The sequence below is a fragment of the Paenibacillus sp. J22P59 genome, assembly GCF_059383895.1.
Genome location: NZ_JBXENX010000008.1, coordinates 112,265 through 130,167 on the forward strand (window position 1 = coordinate 112,265; position 17,903 = coordinate 130,167).

General features: G+C 44.4%; 18 protein-coding genes. 4 read left to right on the forward strand and 14 right to left on the reverse strand.

Annotation, left to right across the window (positions count from 1 at the left end; translation table 11 throughout):
* Positions 1 to 85: 85 nt before the first annotated feature.
* From AC50YO_RS15340 to AC50YO_RS15355, 4 genes are all read right to left on the reverse strand, one after another.
* Entirely contained in the window at positions 86 to 1,768 is a 1,683-nt protein-coding gene (locus AC50YO_RS15340) for an extracellular solute-binding protein (protein WP_494848305.1), read from the reverse strand.
* Between the two features lie 69 nt (positions 1,769 to 1,837).
* Complete coding sequence (locus AC50YO_RS15345; RefSeq protein WP_494848307.1) at positions 1,838 to 2,734, reverse strand: carbohydrate ABC transporter permease; 897 nt, start codon at positions 2,732 to 2,734, stop codon at positions 1,838 to 1,840.
* Positions 2,735 to 2,768: 34 nt separating this feature from the next.
* Positions 2,769 to 3,737, reverse strand: coding sequence for an ABC transporter permease (locus tag AC50YO_RS15350; RefSeq protein ID WP_494848309.1), 969 nt, complete (start codon positions 3,735 to 3,737; stop codon positions 2,769 to 2,771).
* A 243-nt stretch (positions 3,738 to 3,980) separates the two neighbouring features.
* Complete coding sequence (locus AC50YO_RS15355; RefSeq protein ID WP_494848311.1) at positions 3,981 to 4,259, reverse strand: hypothetical protein; 279 nt, start codon at positions 4,257 to 4,259, stop codon at positions 3,981 to 3,983.
* A gap of 181 nt (positions 4,260 to 4,440) precedes the next feature.
* On the opposite strand from AC50YO_RS15355, the gene AC50YO_RS15360 reads away from it, so the two are divergent.
* Both AC50YO_RS15360 and AC50YO_RS15365 read left to right on the forward strand, forming a co-directional pair.
* Positions 4,441 to 5,370, forward strand: a complete 930-nt coding sequence (locus AC50YO_RS15360; RefSeq protein ID WP_494848313.1) for a TRM11 family SAM-dependent methyltransferase — start codon at positions 4,441 to 4,443, stop codon at positions 5,368 to 5,370.
* 88 nt (positions 5,371 to 5,458) lie between these two features.
* A complete protein-coding gene (locus tag AC50YO_RS15365) occupies positions 5,459 to 5,743 on the forward strand; it encodes an alpha/beta-type small acid-soluble spore protein (protein WP_494848315.1) in 285 nt (94 codons plus the stop codon).
* 7 nt (positions 5,744 to 5,750) lie between these two features.
* Here AC50YO_RS15365 and AC50YO_RS15370 read toward each other — a convergent pair whose 3' ends face one another.
* From AC50YO_RS15370 to AC50YO_RS15390, 5 genes are all read right to left on the reverse strand, one after another.
* On the reverse strand, positions 5,751 to 6,176 hold the full coding sequence (locus AC50YO_RS15370) for a DUF1284 domain-containing protein (protein WP_494848317.1): 426 nt from the start codon (positions 6,174 to 6,176) through the stop codon (positions 5,751 to 5,753).
* Positions 6,177 to 6,225: 49 nt separating this feature from the next.
* Positions 6,226 to 6,525, reverse strand: coding sequence for an MGMT family protein (locus tag AC50YO_RS15375; RefSeq protein WP_494848319.1), 300 nt, complete (start codon positions 6,523 to 6,525; stop codon positions 6,226 to 6,228).
* 74 nt (positions 6,526 to 6,599) lie between these two features.
* Positions 6,600 to 7,079, reverse strand: coding sequence for a GyrI-like domain-containing protein (locus AC50YO_RS15380; protein ID WP_494848321.1), 480 nt, complete (start codon positions 7,077 to 7,079; stop codon positions 6,600 to 6,602).
* 64 nt (positions 7,080 to 7,143) lie between these two features.
* Positions 7,144 to 8,082, reverse strand: a complete 939-nt coding sequence (locus AC50YO_RS15385) for a helix-turn-helix transcriptional regulator (protein WP_494848323.1) — start codon at positions 8,080 to 8,082, stop codon at positions 7,144 to 7,146.
* A 45-nt stretch (positions 8,083 to 8,127) separates the two neighbouring features.
* Positions 8,128 to 9,363, reverse strand: a complete 1,236-nt coding sequence (locus AC50YO_RS15390; RefSeq protein ID WP_494848325.1) for an MFS transporter — start codon at positions 9,361 to 9,363, stop codon at positions 8,128 to 8,130.
* A gap of 157 nt (positions 9,364 to 9,520) precedes the next feature.
* On the opposite strand from AC50YO_RS15390, the gene AC50YO_RS15395 reads away from it, so the two are divergent.
* A complete protein-coding gene (locus AC50YO_RS15395; RefSeq protein WP_494848327.1) occupies positions 9,521 to 10,153 on the forward strand; it encodes a TetR/AcrR family transcriptional regulator in 633 nt (210 codons plus the stop codon).
* On the opposite strand, the gene AC50YO_RS15400 is transcribed toward AC50YO_RS15395, so the two are convergent.
* Together AC50YO_RS15400 and AC50YO_RS15405 are read right to left on the reverse strand one after the other, a co-directional pair.
* A complete protein-coding gene (locus AC50YO_RS15400; protein ID WP_494848329.1) occupies positions 10,134 to 10,874 on the reverse strand; it encodes a uracil-DNA glycosylase family protein in 741 nt (246 codons plus the stop codon). The genes AC50YO_RS15395 and AC50YO_RS15400 overlap by 20 nt on opposite strands.
* 162 nt (positions 10,875 to 11,036) lie before the next feature.
* The gene (locus AC50YO_RS15405; protein ID WP_494848331.1) at positions 11,037 to 11,588 is read right to left on the reverse strand and encodes a pyridoxamine 5'-phosphate oxidase family protein; all 552 of its coding nucleotides are present in this window, start codon (positions 11,586 to 11,588) and stop codon (positions 11,037 to 11,039) included.
* Between the two features lie 257 nt (positions 11,589 to 11,845).
* Here AC50YO_RS15405 and AC50YO_RS15410 point away from each other — a divergent pair, with 257 nt between their 5' ends.
* A complete protein-coding gene (locus AC50YO_RS15410) occupies positions 11,846 to 13,471 on the forward strand; it encodes a stalk domain-containing protein (protein ID WP_494848333.1) in 1,626 nt (541 codons plus the stop codon).
* A gap of 790 nt (positions 13,472 to 14,261) precedes the next feature.
* Here the strand turns inward: AC50YO_RS15410 and AC50YO_RS15415 are convergent.
* From AC50YO_RS15415 to greA, 3 genes are all read right to left on the reverse strand, one after another.
* Complete coding sequence (locus tag AC50YO_RS15415) at positions 14,262 to 16,175, reverse strand: beta-N-acetylhexosaminidase (protein ID WP_494848334.1); 1,914 nt, start codon at positions 16,173 to 16,175, stop codon at positions 14,262 to 14,264.
* Positions 16,176 to 16,417: 242 nt separating this feature from the next.
* A complete protein-coding gene (locus AC50YO_RS15420) occupies positions 16,418 to 16,987 on the reverse strand; it encodes a xanthine phosphoribosyltransferase (protein WP_494848336.1) in 570 nt (189 codons plus the stop codon).
* A 210-nt stretch (positions 16,988 to 17,197) separates the two neighbouring features.
* Positions 17,198 to 17,680: a transcription elongation factor GreA gene (gene greA / locus AC50YO_RS15425; protein WP_494848338.1), complete on the reverse strand. Its 483-nt coding sequence runs from the start codon at positions 17,678 to 17,680 to the stop codon at positions 17,198 to 17,200.
* Between the last annotated feature and the right edge of the window lie 223 nt (positions 17,681 to 17,903).

Below are 17,903 nucleotides of genomic sequence, written 5' to 3' on the forward strand. Positions count from 1 at the left end.
AGGATGACTTTTACTCAAATGTTATATACAGCAAGAAAAAGGGTATACTATAAATAGTATACCCCTTTCTTTGTAAGAAACAATATTATTTATTTGCAGCAATGATATCAATGTTCTTCTTCCACTGCTCCGTACGCCATTCAAGAACCTCGTTGTAACCAGCAGCTACTGCATCTTTCTCAGCTTTATCAAGGATAGCATCTACTTCCTCGTCACTGCCAGCCATAGTTGCTTGAGCTAGAACTTCAAGAGCAATATCGTCTACAGCCTGTCTCTTAATACCAAGATCGCTTTCTGGATCTGGATTGAGGTTAATGAACTCAGTAACGTTCATTTGTGTAGGCCAAGTGATTTCGCTTTGGTAGCGAGCAGCCCAGTTTTGTTTTTCTGGTGGAAGCGTGCTTTCGTATTTCATTTTTGCAGGGTCAACATAAACCGTGTTACCATTCCACATTACAGGGTCATTCTCGGATTGGATACGGGAGATTTCAGCAGGATCATACTTATCGTTGAAGATAGGGTATCCTTCTTCGTCAAATCCATCCCAGAATTGGCCTTCTGGACCAAACATAAGCAATGATTGACCTTCTGGACCTGTGTACCAGTCAAGGAATGCAAAGATTTTCTCAGGATCTTTAGCAGCCGTTGTGATAACACTTACGTTCCAGCCCAAGCTTGTGTACGTACCTGGGAATACTTTGTTCTTGTCAACACCTGGCTTATGAATCGGCCAGATCATGAAGTAACCAGCTTCTGGATCTTTCTCGCTCAACAGTTTGTGAGCTTCCATTGCCAATACTGTAGGGTTAGCTGCTGCGAATACAGCAACGCGGCCTTGGTTGATTTTTTCTGTTACTTGGTCAACTGTTTGCGTGAAAGTATCTTGTGCAATCAGTTTTTCTCTGAACAATTTAGTAATATATTTTTGAGCTTCACGGTAGGTTGGATCTGTAAATACAGAAACCAATTTGCCGTCTTTAGGAATAGCACGCAGGGATTGACCAAGGCTCGCGTAGTTCAGGTTCTCACCGAACGCTGTGTACAATACGCCTAGACCTTGAGCATCTTGACCACGATGCGGCTCAAAAGGAATTACGTTTGGATATTTTTCTTTAACTTGTTTCAAGTAAGCATACAAATCGTCAGTAGTCTCAAGAGCAGGCTCGCCGAGTTCTTTGTAGATCTTCTTGTTGATTACATAACCAGCATTACCTGCGGATTTACCGCCGCCAATATACCAGTTAGGGAACTGATACAATTTGCCATCTTCGGAACGAAGCATATTCAGCTCAGGTCCAAGGAAGGTTTTGAGGTTTGTATATTTATCCAAGTAATCATCGAACGGTACAAGCATTCCTGCTTTGCGAAGTCTTTCAATGTCAGCATGGTTACGGTCGCCCCAGATCATATCTGGAAGATCGTTACCAACGATCATTGTGTTCAGCTTTTGGTTATGGTTACCGTTAGCTGTAATTGGAATAACGTTGATTTGTTTGTTCTCTTTCAACCACTTACCAGCTGGAACGCTGTCCCATGCCGGTACGTCATACCAGCTATAGTGACCGTAAACCGAGAATTCCAAAGGCTCAGAACCTACTACCCAGCCATTGGAAACTGGTTTTTCTGAAGCGTCAGGCGTTGTAGATGCACTGCTTGTCGGAGCTGGTGATGGCTCATTAGTACCATTCTTTGCGCAACCGGCAAGAACTGAAGCCATAACAACTACTGCACTGACCGTGAGCAATAACGGCTTTTTAATTCTTTTCATGCTTGTACTACCCCTCTCGTGTACATTTTATATGTCCAAAGCGGATATCGCCTTAAACCGTAGGAAATACTACTCTTTCAAGGAACCGATCAATACACCTTTTACAAAGTGTTTTTGAACGAATGGGTAAACCAACATGATAGGCAATGTAGCAACCATCATTGTTGCCATAATTAGGGACTTCGAGCTTACTCGTTTGGATTTCTCTGCATAAGCTTGCGATGCAGAGTCAATATAAGCGAGCTGATCGGTAACAATGTTAGCGTTCAATATTTGTCTAAGCATTGTTTGAATTGGGTACAGATCTGGGCTGGAAATATAAATACTTGGTGTAAACCAGTCATTCCAGTGCGCTACGGCGGTGAATAAGCCCAAAGTGGCAATTACCGGACCCGAGAGCGGCAATACAATTCGGAAGAAGATCCCCCAGTTCGTACAACCATCAATTTGGGCTGATTCTTCCAAACCAATAGGCAACGACTTGAAGAAGGTTCTAAATACGATCATATTCCATACACTGATTAACGCTGGGATAATAAATACCCAGAAGCTATCCATCAGGCCAAGGGAGCGAATCAACAGGTAAGTAGGGATTAGTCCGCCGCCAAAGTATATTGTAATGATGAAGAATACCATATACTGCTTCTTGCCGATGAGCTCTCTTCTAGTCATTCCGTATGCCAGAAGAGCTGTCATAAATACTGAACAAAGTGTACCAACGATCGTACGCATAACGGAGATAAAGAATGCCTGTATAATCCTTGGGTCATTCAGTACGATCTCGTAGTTCTCCCAAGTAAACTTACGAGGCCAGAACGTAATTCCACCTAACGATGTATCTGAACCTACGTTAACGGAGATTACTGCAGCATTCCAGAATGGATAAAATGCCGTGAATGATAATACGATAAGAAAGACATAAATCCCTATGACCATAAACCGGTCGTTAAAACTTAAACGCACCAATGCGGTTCGCCTCCTGCTTTAGTAAATTGAAATTCTACCACAAGCTGTTTCCAGATCTCCGAGCAATGAGGTTCGCCATTGTTAACAATCCTATACTTACAACAGCTTTGAACAAACCAACAGCAGTGGCATAGGAGAACCTATAGTTTGATAATCCGACCCTGTAAACATAGGTATCAAGAACGTCGGAAATTTGTCTTAGAATTGGGTTCTGTGCAAGCAAGAGAATATCCTCGAAACCAGCACTCAACAAGTTACCGATCGCCAGAATCATGAAGATCACGATAACAGGCATAATTGTTGGGATAGTGATCATGTATACCTGCTTGAACTTGCTCGCTCCGTCGATATCAGCCGCTTCATACATATGCTGGTCAACACCGGCGATTGCAGCCAAGTAGACGATAGAACCGAAGCCGATTTCTTTCCATACGTTAGCTGAGACTAGAATAGCCCAGAAGTACTTCGGAATGGAAAGGAAGTTGACAGGTTCATCAATTGCGCCAACCTTCTCTAAGAGAATGTTAACACTACCGTTATCTACAGATAGCAATGAGATTGTCATACCTGCAACGATAACCCATGAGATGAAGAATGGCAGATACGTAATCGTCTGTACAATTCTCTTAAACATCATATTGCGAACTTCATTCAGCATGAGCGCCAATATAATTGGAGCTGGGAAGCCGATACAGAACTTCAGCAAACTGATAATCAACGTATTACGCATTACCGTGTAAAATTCAGGAGCACCAAAGAATGCTTCAAAGTGTTTGAATCCTACCCAAGGATTCTCCCAAATGCGACCTCCGGTAAACATGTTGTAGTCCATGAACCCGGTCAATACCCCATACATTGGAAGATACGCGAAAACAAAAATCAATAAAATACCTGGCCAAACCATTAGCTGGATATCCCATTGCTTAAGAAAGCGCATGATCAAATTTGGTTTGCTTGGTTGCTGATTTACTGCGAGTTTTGGCTCAGTTGTTGCTTGCGCCATTTCCATCCTCCTTACGACTAACTTGATACTCCTTATTCTAAGGGAGATGGTCATTTCTTACTATTTGCCTAATCAACAAAAAATGATACTTTGCAATGAAGTTCATTGTAAAATATCATTTTGGATCAAATGGACAACCATGATCCTTTCGCTCGGCTGTCAGAACAAGAAAGAACCGTCTGGGCAGATTACCCTAACGGTTCTTTTGAATGTGATGCCTATCTGGATAGTGTCGCTCTTCATTTAATCGACGTAGCCGGCAAGTCCTTTATCCATCAGATAATCCATCTCTGAATCAAGAATAGCTTCGACAGTCAGCTCATCCAGCTTCATGCCGGCACGGCTAAGGATATAATCGACAAGCTCATCGCTATCAATATCAACTTCCCCTTGGGCATCCGCATTAGCGCTGTTAATAAAAGCAATTTCGTGCTTCAATACGAGGCTGATACTTGCAGGATCAGCTTGTGTATGGCTTGCAATGTAGGCGATAAGCTCTTGCTCGTTTATTTGCTCACTCATGATAAATCATCTCCTTGTGATTGTCTTGCTCCCTGTCATTGTAACACATTGCGCCTTCATTAGCTTTTCGTGCTGGCTGCATGTCCACAAGCAAGGCTGGATCTGCCTCATCTTTGCTTTTCCGCTTGAAACAAGCTATGGTTTGAAGTAATGACAGATCAGAGAACAGGAATGAGATAGATTGTATATTTACACTTTTGCTTGTCGGCCAGAAGAGCTCTCTTTATGCCATTTGGAGATGCGCACCTTATTTGGCGAGGAGAGCCCTAACCACATTCTAGCCAGCTCCAGAGCCGTTGAGCCTGATCGCAGCCCGTTCATGAGAGAACGGCTTGAAGTTCTATATGAGGGTGATACGCTCTCGGAAATTCTGGAGCAGGTGCGCAGCATCACTATGAATGAAGCTACGTTCAAGGTCATCTTTGTGAAAATGAATGATTTGGCTCCTTCGCACAAAATCGAATTCGATGAGCAACGAGTCATTGAGCGAAGTATAGGTATGCATATCGACGGTGAGGCAGATGTCCATAATCCCGATTATGTATTCGGCATAATGACCTTAGGCGGACGCTGGTACTTCGGCAATTATATGAAAAGCAAAGCCGTCTGGCTGCACCATATGGACAAGCCCCGCAACTATTCCATTGCTTTGACAACAAGGGTCGCAAGGGCTATTGCTAATATTGCTGTTCCTTCTCCGGCTGGCGTAACAGCCATCGATCCTTGCTGCGGAATTGGTACGGTACTCATCGAAGCCCTCTCAATGGGCATCGACATCGTTGGGAGGGATATTAATCCTTTCGTAGTCCGCGGCACTCTTGAGAACATGGCGCATTTCGGACTAACTGGCGATGTGACTATGGGAGATATAGGAGCTGTCACAGCTTCCTATGATGCTGCTGTTATTGACATGCCTTACAACCACTATTCAAGGACGACAGAGAAGGATCAATCCTATCTGCTGCAGCAGGCAAGACGCATTGCGGCAAGAGTTATTGTCGTTACCGCTGAACCAATGGACGAGCTGATTGCAGATGCTGGTTTCACCATCATAGATCGAGGCACAGTAAGAAAAGGTTCTTTTCTACGGCATATCATCGTTTGTTCATGAGTCAGCCTTGCCTTGCCTCATAAATAAATACACCGTATATAGGGGAATGTAAAAAAGTATATATTACAGACCCAAGGGCGGTGTCATTATGGCTAGAAGGAATAATCGAAGACTTCTTGTCCCACAAGCAAGGCAGGGACTGGATCAATTCAAGGCTGAGGTAATGAAGAGAGAAGGGTTCGATGTAAGTGCAGATCGTCCCGATGAGGTCAAGTTCGAGGTAGCAAGGGAATTAGGCGTTCCCCTGCAAACAGGCGATAACGGCGATCTCACGACAGAGGCGGCGGGACGCGTGGGAGGTCGGATTGGCGGTTCGATGGTTAGGGAAATGATTCGGCTGGCACAAGAGAAGCTGAATAATCAGCAGCCTTAGCATGGCGTCATGACTGAGGCAGCTCTCTAAGCTTGCTGCTCTGCTGGATGTGCTCGACTCCTTCTTGGCATAGGCCAAGCGGCTGCCATCGGCAGTCGGCACATAACTGATTAATATCGCCGGGCATAACGTTCTCTGCGACGGCTTCACAAATGCCGCGCCAGCTCGCGCAGCTGCCAATACCCAGCCCAACGGCTCGCAAAATTTCACCATCCTTATGGTATACCGAGTGGTTATGACAATGCGAATGCTGATCGGACGGGAATGCCCGGCAAATATCATCAGGTCCTTCTATAATTTCAATACGAGTCTCTGGCTGCAGCCGCAGCCTCTCATAAATATCCGTCATATTGGCACAAAACCCTTCGGAATATCCTTTTCCCCTATAGCCAAGCAAACATAATAAATGATGCCCTCTCAACTGAATGCTCACTTTACCACTCCTTTATTGTTAACCTTATTATATCATTATGGTTAACAATTCAGAAGAGATATTTCTTCAAATCAATACGGCCCTCTTCATCCACCTCCACGCCCTCCTCTTTCAGATATAATAGTTGCATGAACCGTGATTCTTCATCTGCAATCGCAATTTCTCCCTTCGCATTGACAATCCTATGCCAGGGCAATTGATGAGCAGCACTCATCGAATGCAATATGCGCACGACTTGCCGCGCTCCCCTTGGGCTGCCCGCCAGCTTCGCTACTTGTCCATAAGTCATGACTGATCCCGCCGGTATCTGCTTAATAATCGTAATAACCTGCTCTGTAAATGGCTTCATTAGCCCGCACCCCCTGCGATATTGCAAAAAAGACTGCACACAAGCTTTGCTTGGGCAGCCTTTCCTCATTACACCTATTTTACAGCAATATAAATCTCAATCTCAACCTCATTCGGATTGAAGCTTCTTGTATCATATAACTCATAATCCCCTGTATAGGCCCTCTCGATAGAGGAACCCTCAAAATAAGCCCATATTTCTACCCAAGCCTGCGGAACAACTTCATGGAACGGGCCTTTCTTGGTCTTGAACACCAGATAACGGGAGGCTGGAATGATAGCCTGATCATAGTTCTCCAAGCTCTCTGGTGCACTATTGCCCTTCTCGTGTCCAAGCAACAGTGTATACGCTCCATTAGCATCACTCTCGTAGTCTGTATACAAGCCATAAATAAGGTGGGGATTAGCTGCATCCAAATGCTCTAGCATATTGCTCTGAAAGTATGCATCCCAAAGGCCGGGTATACGTCCGCCTGGTCCCGCTTCCTCTGCGTTGGTCGTTCTTACGCTAATACCCGCTAGTTCAATAGCTTGCTGTTCTTCTGTCCTCGTCATTGTCCATCCCTCTTTCCTCTAGTTCTGTCTTTATTGTAAGGGTGGAACTCGGACAGCTGTCTGTCTAGTTAGAGTAACGCGCAATAATTTTTCTGGCCCGAGCTGTAACCTCTTCAGCAACACTGGCGGGATGCTCGACCTTCACGAACTCACCATAGCTTAGAATCATGCCGTAGAACCATTCATCCGCTGCGAATATGCCTTGGACACGAACTGATCCATCGTCCAGCACCGTCATTTGATCAGGAAGATAGCTATCCCCCAACCGGTGGCGGACGCGAGAATCATAATGCAAGGTCATCTCGATAAGCGCTGTCTCAAACCACTCCGCTTCCCAAGCATAGCTCTCCAGCAAAGGCAGGCTCCGACGCTCGAAGTGAAGCTTCCGTACCCTTAGCTCCTGAATACGGGATAAGCGGAATACACGGCAATCCTTCTTGATCAGACAATAGCCTCGCAGGTACCATACATTCCCTTTCAATAGCAAGGAATACGGCTCGACAATCCGCTCACTGCTTGCGCCGTTTCTATCCATATAAGAAAAGTCAATTTCCGTTCTTTCTTCGATGGCCTGCTTCAATAGCTTGACCTTTTCCCTAGAATCGGTTCCCTGTCCCCATGGATTAAAGTCAAATACAAGCCTGCCTGCCTGGCCATCATTCCCATTATCCGACTGGCGGAGAACTGCTGACACCTTGTCCAGCAAATGCGAGAGCTTCACATCATCCAGAACCGTATTCATTCCCTTAACCGCTGTTATAATTGCCTCTATTTCCTTGTCCGTAATAAATTGTCGATTGATCGTATAGTGCGGCATAATCTCGAACCCGCCTGATGTACCTTGCTGTGCCGTAATTGGAATGCCGGCTTGGCTCAAGGTATCCATATCCCGGTAAATCGTCTTGGTCGATACTTCAAATCGCTCTGCCAGCTGCTTGGCACTAATTCGTTCACGGTTAAGCAATAGAACCGTAATGGCAAGCAAGCGATCCATTCTCAACATGCTTCCCCCTTTCTGTTCCTAATCCGCCTATTCATTCATTAGATGCTAGCTTAATGCAGAGGAGAGCGTCCTCCTCGTCGAGAATGCCGCTGTCCTCTTATAAATCAACAAATAGCCTACTGCGGCCACAAGACAAAGGAACGCATCGAGTCCGATTAGTATTTGGTAGCTCTTGTAGTAATCGTAGACTAATCCTCCTGCCAATGCACCTATAATTCCACCTGCCTGATGGAGGAGAATATAGTATCCCACCTGCTTGCCGCGGCTGGTTGCCCATTCGCTTGCAACTAGCAGGCCACCAGGAACTGCTCCTAAATAAGTCATACCGAAAGCTACAGCAAATAAGACAGGCGAGATATTAATATGGAGGAAAAGCAGAATGAAACCAAGAACGCGCACCCCATACAACAGAGCCAGCGCAAGCCTTCTATTCATTCCATCCAATAAAAAACCAAATGCAACCGAGCCTGCTAATTCTAGAATTCCCAAGAGGCTCATTGATAGTGCAATCATAGCAGGCGTAACATTAGCGAGCTGATGAATCGCAACCAAATTCATTTCTACAGTACCCATATTGAACCCGCAAGTAAATAACCCGAAGCCCACAACAAATACCGATAAATAACGAAGCTGTCTAGTTCCATGATTAATAGGGGCATCCTTATTCAACACCTTCTGCTCACCGTCTTCATGATTGGAATCTTCACTATGCTGAGGTGAACGAAGCAGCAGAATAACCATTGGCAAAATAAGGAGGAAACCAAGCAAAGAAGAAGCTAGGAAAGCAAACTCCCAAGTAATCCAGCTGTTTAACACGAACAATGGTGTGCATATAGTCAATCCAAGAGAGGAGGAGCTGGACATTACAGCAGCCGCTTTGGCTTGATGACGGTGGAATAACTGAAATAATAACATATACATTGCTGACACAGAGATACCAACAAATCCAGATATGATTCCATAGCCTACATAGAAAAAGAGCGGGCTTTGTCCGATATACACAAGCCCTGAGCCGACAATACTGAATACCGTACTTGCAATCATAATTCTCTTGGGACCATAGCGATCAGCCAGAAAACCTCCTAGAGGAGCGCATATCGCCGCTATGAACAGATTAGTAGACCATGCCATAGAAATAAATCCTCTGCTTATATCCAGATCCTTGGAAATTTGGACTTGATAATAAGCCATAATAAACCTAGATAGTGCACCAGTAAAGCCGACAGCCCATAAGGTTAATAGTCCTGTCCATGCGTGAATTGGCCTGGTAAGTCCCCCCATGTTATTCCCACCTCAATCGTTATATGATATAAAATAAATATTAAAAGATACCGATCGGTCTCTTTTAATATAGCAGTAATGGATAAAATTTCAACAACTATTTTTATTTGCTATACTAGTATGGGTATTATTCTTTACGGACGGGGGAAGATCGCAGATGAAAAAAGGAGAAGCTACTCGCGAGCATATTATTAAAAAATCAGCAGAAATATTCAATCAACAGGGCTACTCAGGTACATCTCTGAACGATATCATACGTCTTACTGGTATACAAAAAGGTGGAATCTACCGCCATTTCAGCAATAAGGATGAAATTGCCCTCGCTGCTTACGACTATGCCTCCAGCGTAGTAGGCGAACAGATCGCTGCCGCAGTCCAAAGCAAGACAACCGCCTGTGACCAATTACTTGCTTATTTCGAAGTTTACCAGAACGTAAACGAGCATCCCCCTTTCATTGGAGGATGCCCTTTATTAAATACAGCTATAGAAAGCGACGATGGCCACCCAGCGCTTCGTAAGCAAGCCCAAGTCGGACTGGAAGCCACCTTGGGTTCTTTGACAAAAATTATAGTTGAAGGTATCGCAAATGGGGAGCTTAGAACGGACCTTAATGCCGATGCCCTTGCCTCCTTCGCTCTATCCGCTCTAGAGGGGGGAATTATGCTCAGCAAGCTGGAAGGCAGCAATCGTCATATCCAATCCAATATGGCGATGTTCTCCACTTATTTGCATCAATGCTGTACGAGTCAAATAGCCCCGTTGCAACCTATCAAAACTCTTTCTGAATAATTGCTCTCATCCGCTCATAATTGGATTGGAATTGGGTATAGCGGTGCCCATTGGCCCCAGACGGATGAGGGAAGCCCCACAAGCATTGGTAACCCGCAAGCTTGCCTTGCTGCTCCAGTACATGGAGAACGCTCTCTACTGATTTGCCCAATGGGATAAGAAACGGACGCGTTGCGATTCGTTGAAGCTCCTCTTGAAAAAATGCAGAGGCTGCGTTCATAAGAATAGGCGTTGCTGCCAACGGAGGGCGCGTGCCCGTATAATTCTGCTCGTCATAAAATACAGGGTAGCGCAGCAAGGAAGTCGTATGCAAAAGTCCGCGATGCTCCCCGAATAAAGTCTCGCAGGATGGAATGCCTAATAATTCATGCAGGCCAAGCTCACTCAGCATACCGATCATATGCTTTCTCATTGGTCCAGCGAATCCTGCTGCATACTTCACCAACTTGCAAATCTCGTCATCGGCCAGCCCTTGCCTGAGCCCTCTTATGGCCGTCTCATAGGCTATCTTCATCTGTGTCCATCCCGGCGTTATTCCAACGATCATAATGGCAGCGGCCTCATTCACATATTCATTATGAGGCGCGTAATACATATCAAGCTTGCCTTGACGCTCCATTAAGAAATCCTCAATCTGTAAATCCTCTTTGGTTAACGCTCTTTCGCTCGGCAGCGCTGCTATCGCCGGCTTATATTTCATCCAATTATTCGATAAGATCACGCGAAACAACTCCCGCAGCATTATTCACACCAGCTATACCGAGCACTTTATCAAATTATCCCCTGGAATAAAAGCGCTATGCTCCCTGTAATTAAGCAATGGCAAAGAAGCTGGTCCCTTGTGGCCAGCTTCTTTGTGCTGCTATGACAGAACTGCCCGCTGCTAGTGAGAGGAGAAGGAGGTCGGCAGACCATCCAAGCTGCGGCTGTTCTTCTCTGCACGATACTGCTGAAGCCCCTCCTCTCCCTTCTGAATCGACCATTTCTGCAAAGTATCTCTTTCTCCTGTGTAAGAAAAGAACGGAACGGCAAATCCGCAAGAAGTCTGGACCTTATGCACTTCAATAGAAATAATCTGCCTCGCCCCCGGGAGAGGTGAGAATATCGGGTACAGTGCTTGCCACTCAGCGGATTCAGGCAAGATGACTGTTCCTGTGCCGTATAAGCGCAAAATGTTAGGAGGTCCTTCAAATGCACAGAACATAATCGTCACTCGACCATTCTCCATAATATGAGCGCTGGTCTCATTGCCGCTACCGGTCATATCCAAATAAGCAACATGATTAGCGGATAGAATACGGAAGGCATCATGCCCTTTTGGAGAGAGGTTGACATGACCTTCTTCCGACAGTGGAGCCGATCCTACAAAAAATAAATGCTGCTTGCCCATGAATGCCTCATGCTCAGGCCGAATTTCTGTAAACTGTTTGCCCATGATCGCGGCCTCCTCTTCCATCATCGCCTAATTTTACATTTATTTCTATCATAATGGTTCTCAAGCTTAGCTGACAATATAAAGAATGGGAGTTTACAGAAGAAATGATCTCCCAAATCTAATGCTTGTAGTATTCATATAGGCAATTATAACTACTACAACCATCAACACTGGAGGATTATGGATGTAAAAGTCGAATTTAATTAATGATTCACATTTAATTATTTGTATACATGAGAGCTAGAGGGGGCAATTGTATGAAAAAATTTTTAATAGGCCTGTTTATTGTATTAATAGGCCTAACAAACTCGGGAGGCCATTTATATGCACAAAGTGACATTCAAGTTATTCTAAACGGAAAAAAAATGAATTTTGCCAATCCGCCTATTCTGATCAAAAATACAGTAATGGTACCGTTCAGAGAACTGTTTACGGCAATGGATCTTGTCATTAATTATAATTCCGAGACTAAAGCTATTAGGGGCAATCAAACCTTCTCACCTTACACAGAGGTATCTATGACTATTGGCAACACAAAGGCTAAGATAGATCAAACCATTATTACGCTTGCGGAAGCTCCGACTGTGATTAAGAATGCAACCTACGTTCCATTGCGTTTTGTTGGTGAAGCCACTCAGGCTACTGTTAAATGGGATAGTATAAAAAGGGCAGTCATTATAGATGAAGCGCCAACCCTCTTAATCCTAAGGCTCTGTAGAGCAGGGGATGTTGAAGGTGTAAGACAAATGCTGCTCGCCCATCCTGATATCGATGTAAATAAGAACTCTCGTCAATTTCTATTTGAAGCTATCCTAGCCAAAAACGTGGAGCTAGTTAAATTATTAATTGATGCAGGAGCAGATGTAAATGTAACTTTTGGTTCTTCTGGCACTACAACCTTGATGTTGGCAGAGTGGGAGCCTGATATCGTGCAATTACTCCTAGAAAACGGTGCCGATCCGGCAATGACGAATAACGAAGGTAAAAACGCTCTTGAGAATCTGTTTGTCCTTCACGAAGATGCAGTAAAGACAGCTTATTTATTAAGCAAAGCGCTTAATGTAGACATCACTATCGACGGAACGAAGGTTGTTATTCATGAAATTAAAAAGCTTCCTTATCAAGTTGATTTACCTAAAAATTTAATTACCTATACCTTTGAAAAAATCGTTCAAAACGAAGCAGGCATCACATTAACCGTAAGAACAGTAAATAATTCAGACAGAAAACAAAATTTTTACCATTCTATTGATCTGTATAGTAACAACACAAAGCTAAAGCTGCTTTCCACTAACACGATTTCTGGCAATGACAGTATTGCTAACGGCAAGGCAGTATACGAATTTATATTCGAGAAGCCCGCAGCTAATACAGAAACTTATCAGATTACGGTCTCTCATCGGTATGCGACAACCCATAAATTCACCATCAGCAACAAGGATATTAGCGATACCAGCGGGCAGCCTTTACAGTTCGAGCAACTACAAGCTTACCTAGCACAGAAATACGCCAAGCTTTCCACCGCCAGCGGTTCTACACAATTTGATATAGCTGTATTGAAATGGAATGATAATGCTTACCGCATTCAGCTTGAATATGATATTGATTTCTTTTGGGACAAGCATGTGATGACTTCTGAGGTCCAATTCCAGCTTCGTGAGCATATGAAATCATTAGCAGCAGATGTTATCGAACGGTTCCCCCACATTTCATTTGTCGGATTATATCATCATAGCTGGTACAAGTACCCTAATCTGCAGCAAGGACTAATGACTTCCGATCATATGTCATGGGATACGAATGGTACCGGTACAGAAGCAAATATGCCTGTTCGTTTCCAATGGACACCTAATAAAGATGACAGAATGATCTTTATTAGTTAAACATCAATATTAGTCGTAAAACCCCCGAAGACGCAAAAAAGCCCTTAGCATCGGTTTCCTTCCTTGAAATAGACACCACTATTTCAAATCATTCATACCGACGCTAAGGCTTTTCATCTTCGTTGTAAAAAAGGAATAGAACTGCAGCTGATGATGAAAATTGCAATCTGTTGTATGCCACCTAAGAAAGAAAAATAACTTACTATCGTTTATTAAAACGATATATAAGAAATCCACATAATAATAACATCAAGATACTGAAACAACCCATTACAAAATAAAATATACTAGCTTGATTTGGATTTAAGTAGAATATACTATTTATAATTAAGCCTTGAGTATTTGTGATTGATTTAAAAAATAAATAAGCTCCACTTACTGGAAATAGAACTGAAATCATAATAATATTTTTCAATGGAATTTTCATTAAATATTAACATCCTCTACAAATAAAAATTTTTGACGGCTTTAAACCTAAATTCCCTCCACTCTTTCATCCATTTAAATTGATTATGAAGTCAAGCACTGTAATCTCTGAAATAACAACAAATCCAATTGATGGATTTAATATGCAATCATTCCTGGAATTATACCACCAATAAAGATGACTGAGTAGCTCTCTTTTTCAATTTCATTCTCTCTCCTGAAGCTCATGACGTTCACTGCGTCTTGGTCTCGAATTTCATTTATAACTAATCTAGAGGACTCACTTGCAAGCAAAGACATAGCCACGGACCACAAACGAATAAAGGGTATCCCGAGGGATACCCTTTATTCTATACTCTATGATTTAGAAAGGATTCATAACGTGGAAGAAGACGTTTGGTGTAGCCATGCGATAGTAGAAGCTTGACCAGCCAATACCTTTGTTATTGAAGCGATTCGCTGTGCTGTATACGAGGCGCTCCTGCTCCAGCTCTTCAATACGGTCAATTCTGCCTTCTACATAATCAAGCAGCCTCATCGAAGCCGTATCCAGACGATTCACTACGCCGCCGTAACGGATATCAATAACTTCCCAGCCGAACGGCTTGAACATGCTCAGCCATTGCGTACGGTGTGCAGCGCGCAGTCCTTGAACAGCCTCGGAAATCTGCGGCAATACTTCTACAGCAATATGCTTCAGAGTTGCATGATCCTTAGCATCATAAGCACGCTTCAGATCGATGCCGATCTCGCTCTTCAGCTTGAGTACGCCAGCCAAGCGCTCTGGCACTTCAAATATATAATCCAGCTCGGCTTCTGGTACGCGCTTGCTATGGATATTCTGCTCCACCTGCGCATAGTGTGCGGACATTTCCAGACCCTCGATCTGCTTATCGAATAAACCGAGCAGCACATCTTGATATAACAGGAACTTAGAAGGGTTCGCCTGCTTCTCATTGTTCTTCTCTGAGCCTGGTGTCTCATCCAGATCTTTCATCAGCATATAGGCATCGGCATCAATGCCGGTACAGAACTTAACGCGTTCTGCCAGCTTGGCCCAATCAGGCGTGCCTTCAGATATATAGGCATGCTCTGCATAAAACTGCAAGCCAAGCAATGCGATATAAGGGTTGCTTTCCATCCCATCATCGCCCCACATCGTCGCATAGACCTCGCGAACGCCTTCCTTCTTACACACCTGCAGCGCCGCATCCGTCGCATTCAAGGAGAGCCCGTAGTTAACACCGAACGTATTGAACACCCATATGCCGCCTGCAAAGACCAGATTGCAGCCGAGCGGCCGATGCTTGTCAATCAGCACCCTATAATCCTCATGCTCCATATGCGCATAATCCCAGTAGACCATATCAACATCTTTAGGAATACGGCTAGCCATTTCCTCAGGAATAACGGTCTCCTTATTGAAATGATCATCGCCCGTAGCGGAAGCGAGCTTCAGGAACATGTCACTCCACATCATTGGCTTCAATCCGCGCTTGCGCACAGCTGCCAGCACCTTGTCGAGGTGCGCCGTCATAATATCGAAGCGGCTAGTGAAGCCGTTCAGATCCAAGTACTTGCCGCGGCCAACCTCTTCGGCTTCGTCCATGCCAATCTGAATTTTGCGGCTGCGGAATGGAGCTGTTGCCGCATCAATCATTTCCTCTACCAACCGATCAGTGCGCTCGTCTCCAACCAGCAATGCGCCCTTCGTATCCTTGTAGTGCTTAACAGGTTCCCACTTCAAGAATTCCTCCAAGTGAGCCAGCGTCTGAATGCTCGGGAATGCCTCGATACCGAACTGATCTGCATAATCGTCAATTTCTTTCAGATCCGCTTGTGTATAGCGACCGCGCATATAGCCGAAGTAAGGCTGATTTTGTATCTCATAAGTATCTTCCAAGTACAGCATGACGGTGTTCATGCCCATCAGAGCCATCTTGCGAAGCATAAATTTGAAGCTGTCTAACGTTAGAACCGCATTACGGGATAGGTCGAACATCGGTCCGATTGTATCGAACTGCTGCTGCTCCCGGATTTGAAAAGCTTCTCCGCCAGCACCATGCTGGACAAGAAGTCCGAGTGCCCGGAAGAATTGGTTCTTGTGTCCATAGCGTATGTAAGCTTGACCTTCCTCTAATCCCACCTCAAGATCGCCTGTAGACGGCTCCACTTGAACGATGATGCCATCTTGTGCTTGCGTGAATGATAGCTCCTCCGACAATAACTGAATTCCCGGTAGCAGATCGTTCAAATCCCCTTGAAAATGCAACTTCACCGTTATTCATCCTCCATTCGTCATTTACCTTCCTGATTGAGGGCTCCTACTAATCAGGTTCATGAACAAACCGCATAATATATGGTAAAAAAAGGGCCTGTCCTTCTTAATTTCAATAGAAGCATATCAGAAAAGCAAGCAAGAAAAAAGACCTTTAATAGGTTCCCTTAACATTCCATGCTTTACAGCATAGGTGCCCGGAGCTGCTTCTTCAAAGAAGCCCCGGGCACCTATCGTATTTCCTATATAAAATCTACGCTGCCTGGAGACATCGCTGCAATGCGCGCCAAGGAATGAACACGAATTCCCCGTTCCTCCAGCAAGCCCCGACCCTCCTGGAAGGTCTTCTCGATCACACAGCCCACGCCTACAAGCTCTGCACCCGATTCCTTCACAATATCGACGAGGCCTACCAGTGCCGCACCTGTAGCGAGAAAATCATCAATAATCAGAACCTTATCATTTGCGCTCAAATAATTCTGAGAGACGCTGATCTGGTAGGTCTCCTGACGGGTAAAAGAATGTACCGGCGCTGAATATACCTTCTCAGAGAGAGTAACGGCTTTCTTTTTCTTCGCATAAATGAATGGAACCTGCAAGGCAATTCCTGTCGCCATTGCGAACTGAATGCCGCTGGCTTCAATCGTCAATACCTTCGTAATGGGCTCATTGCCAAAAATTCGTCCGAACTCCCTGCCGATCTCCAGTGCAAGCTGTGTATCAACCTGATGATTTAGAAAAGCGTCCACCTTCAATACCTTATCGGACAGAATCAAACCTTCTTTACGTATGCGTTCCTGCAATTGCTTCATGATGCCCTTCGCTCCCTTATTTGTTTACACTGCTACATGTATCCTACACGCTCTATTTAAAGGATACAAGCCACTGCGAGGCAAATTTCCTGCATATAGTGTGAAATTACTCCATTTATTATAGCCATATCATCAGCAAAGACTGCCCTCCGCGTAGAACGCTCTACATTGGAAGGCAGCCTTTATTCCATCTATTAACAGCGTTATTGATTAGCCAGCCTTAATTTCAAGCAGCTCATACTTGATGACGCCGACAGGTGCAGTCACTTCAATCATATCGCCAACAGACTTTCCTAGCAGAGCTTTGCCAATCGGGCTCTCATAAGAGATCTTGTTATCGAGTACATTCGCCTCAGCAGGACCGACAACACGGTACTCGATCTTCTCCGCGAACTCGATGTCATTAAGAATAACGACGGAGCCGATGCTAACCGTTGAGAGATTCAAGCTCGACTCATCCACAACGCGTGCTTTAGCCAGCATTTTCTCCAGAATCGTAATCCGTGTCTCCATGAACGCTTGATCATCCTTGGCGGAATGATATTCACTGTTCTCCTTCAGATCGCCATAGCTTATCGCCAATTTGATCCGGGCTGCCAATTCCTTGCGCTTCACATATTTCAGATCATCCAGCTCGGCTTGCAGCTGGGCGAGCCCCTCTTTAGTCAACAACACTTCTTTGCCTTGGGACATCTTTTTAACAACTCCAGTAGGTTTTATTTTCTTCATTCTAACCTAATTCGAATCCATATACATGCATAATCGGCTTATTAGCAAAAATAAACGGCTCGCACCAAAACGAATCTAAACGGCTTTCTTGACTAAGACTACGGGAAGCGGCAATTATAAGCAATAGTTATTCCCAAGTATTTATTAGAAAAAACAGCCATTCCCGCCAAGGGAATGACTGCTTATG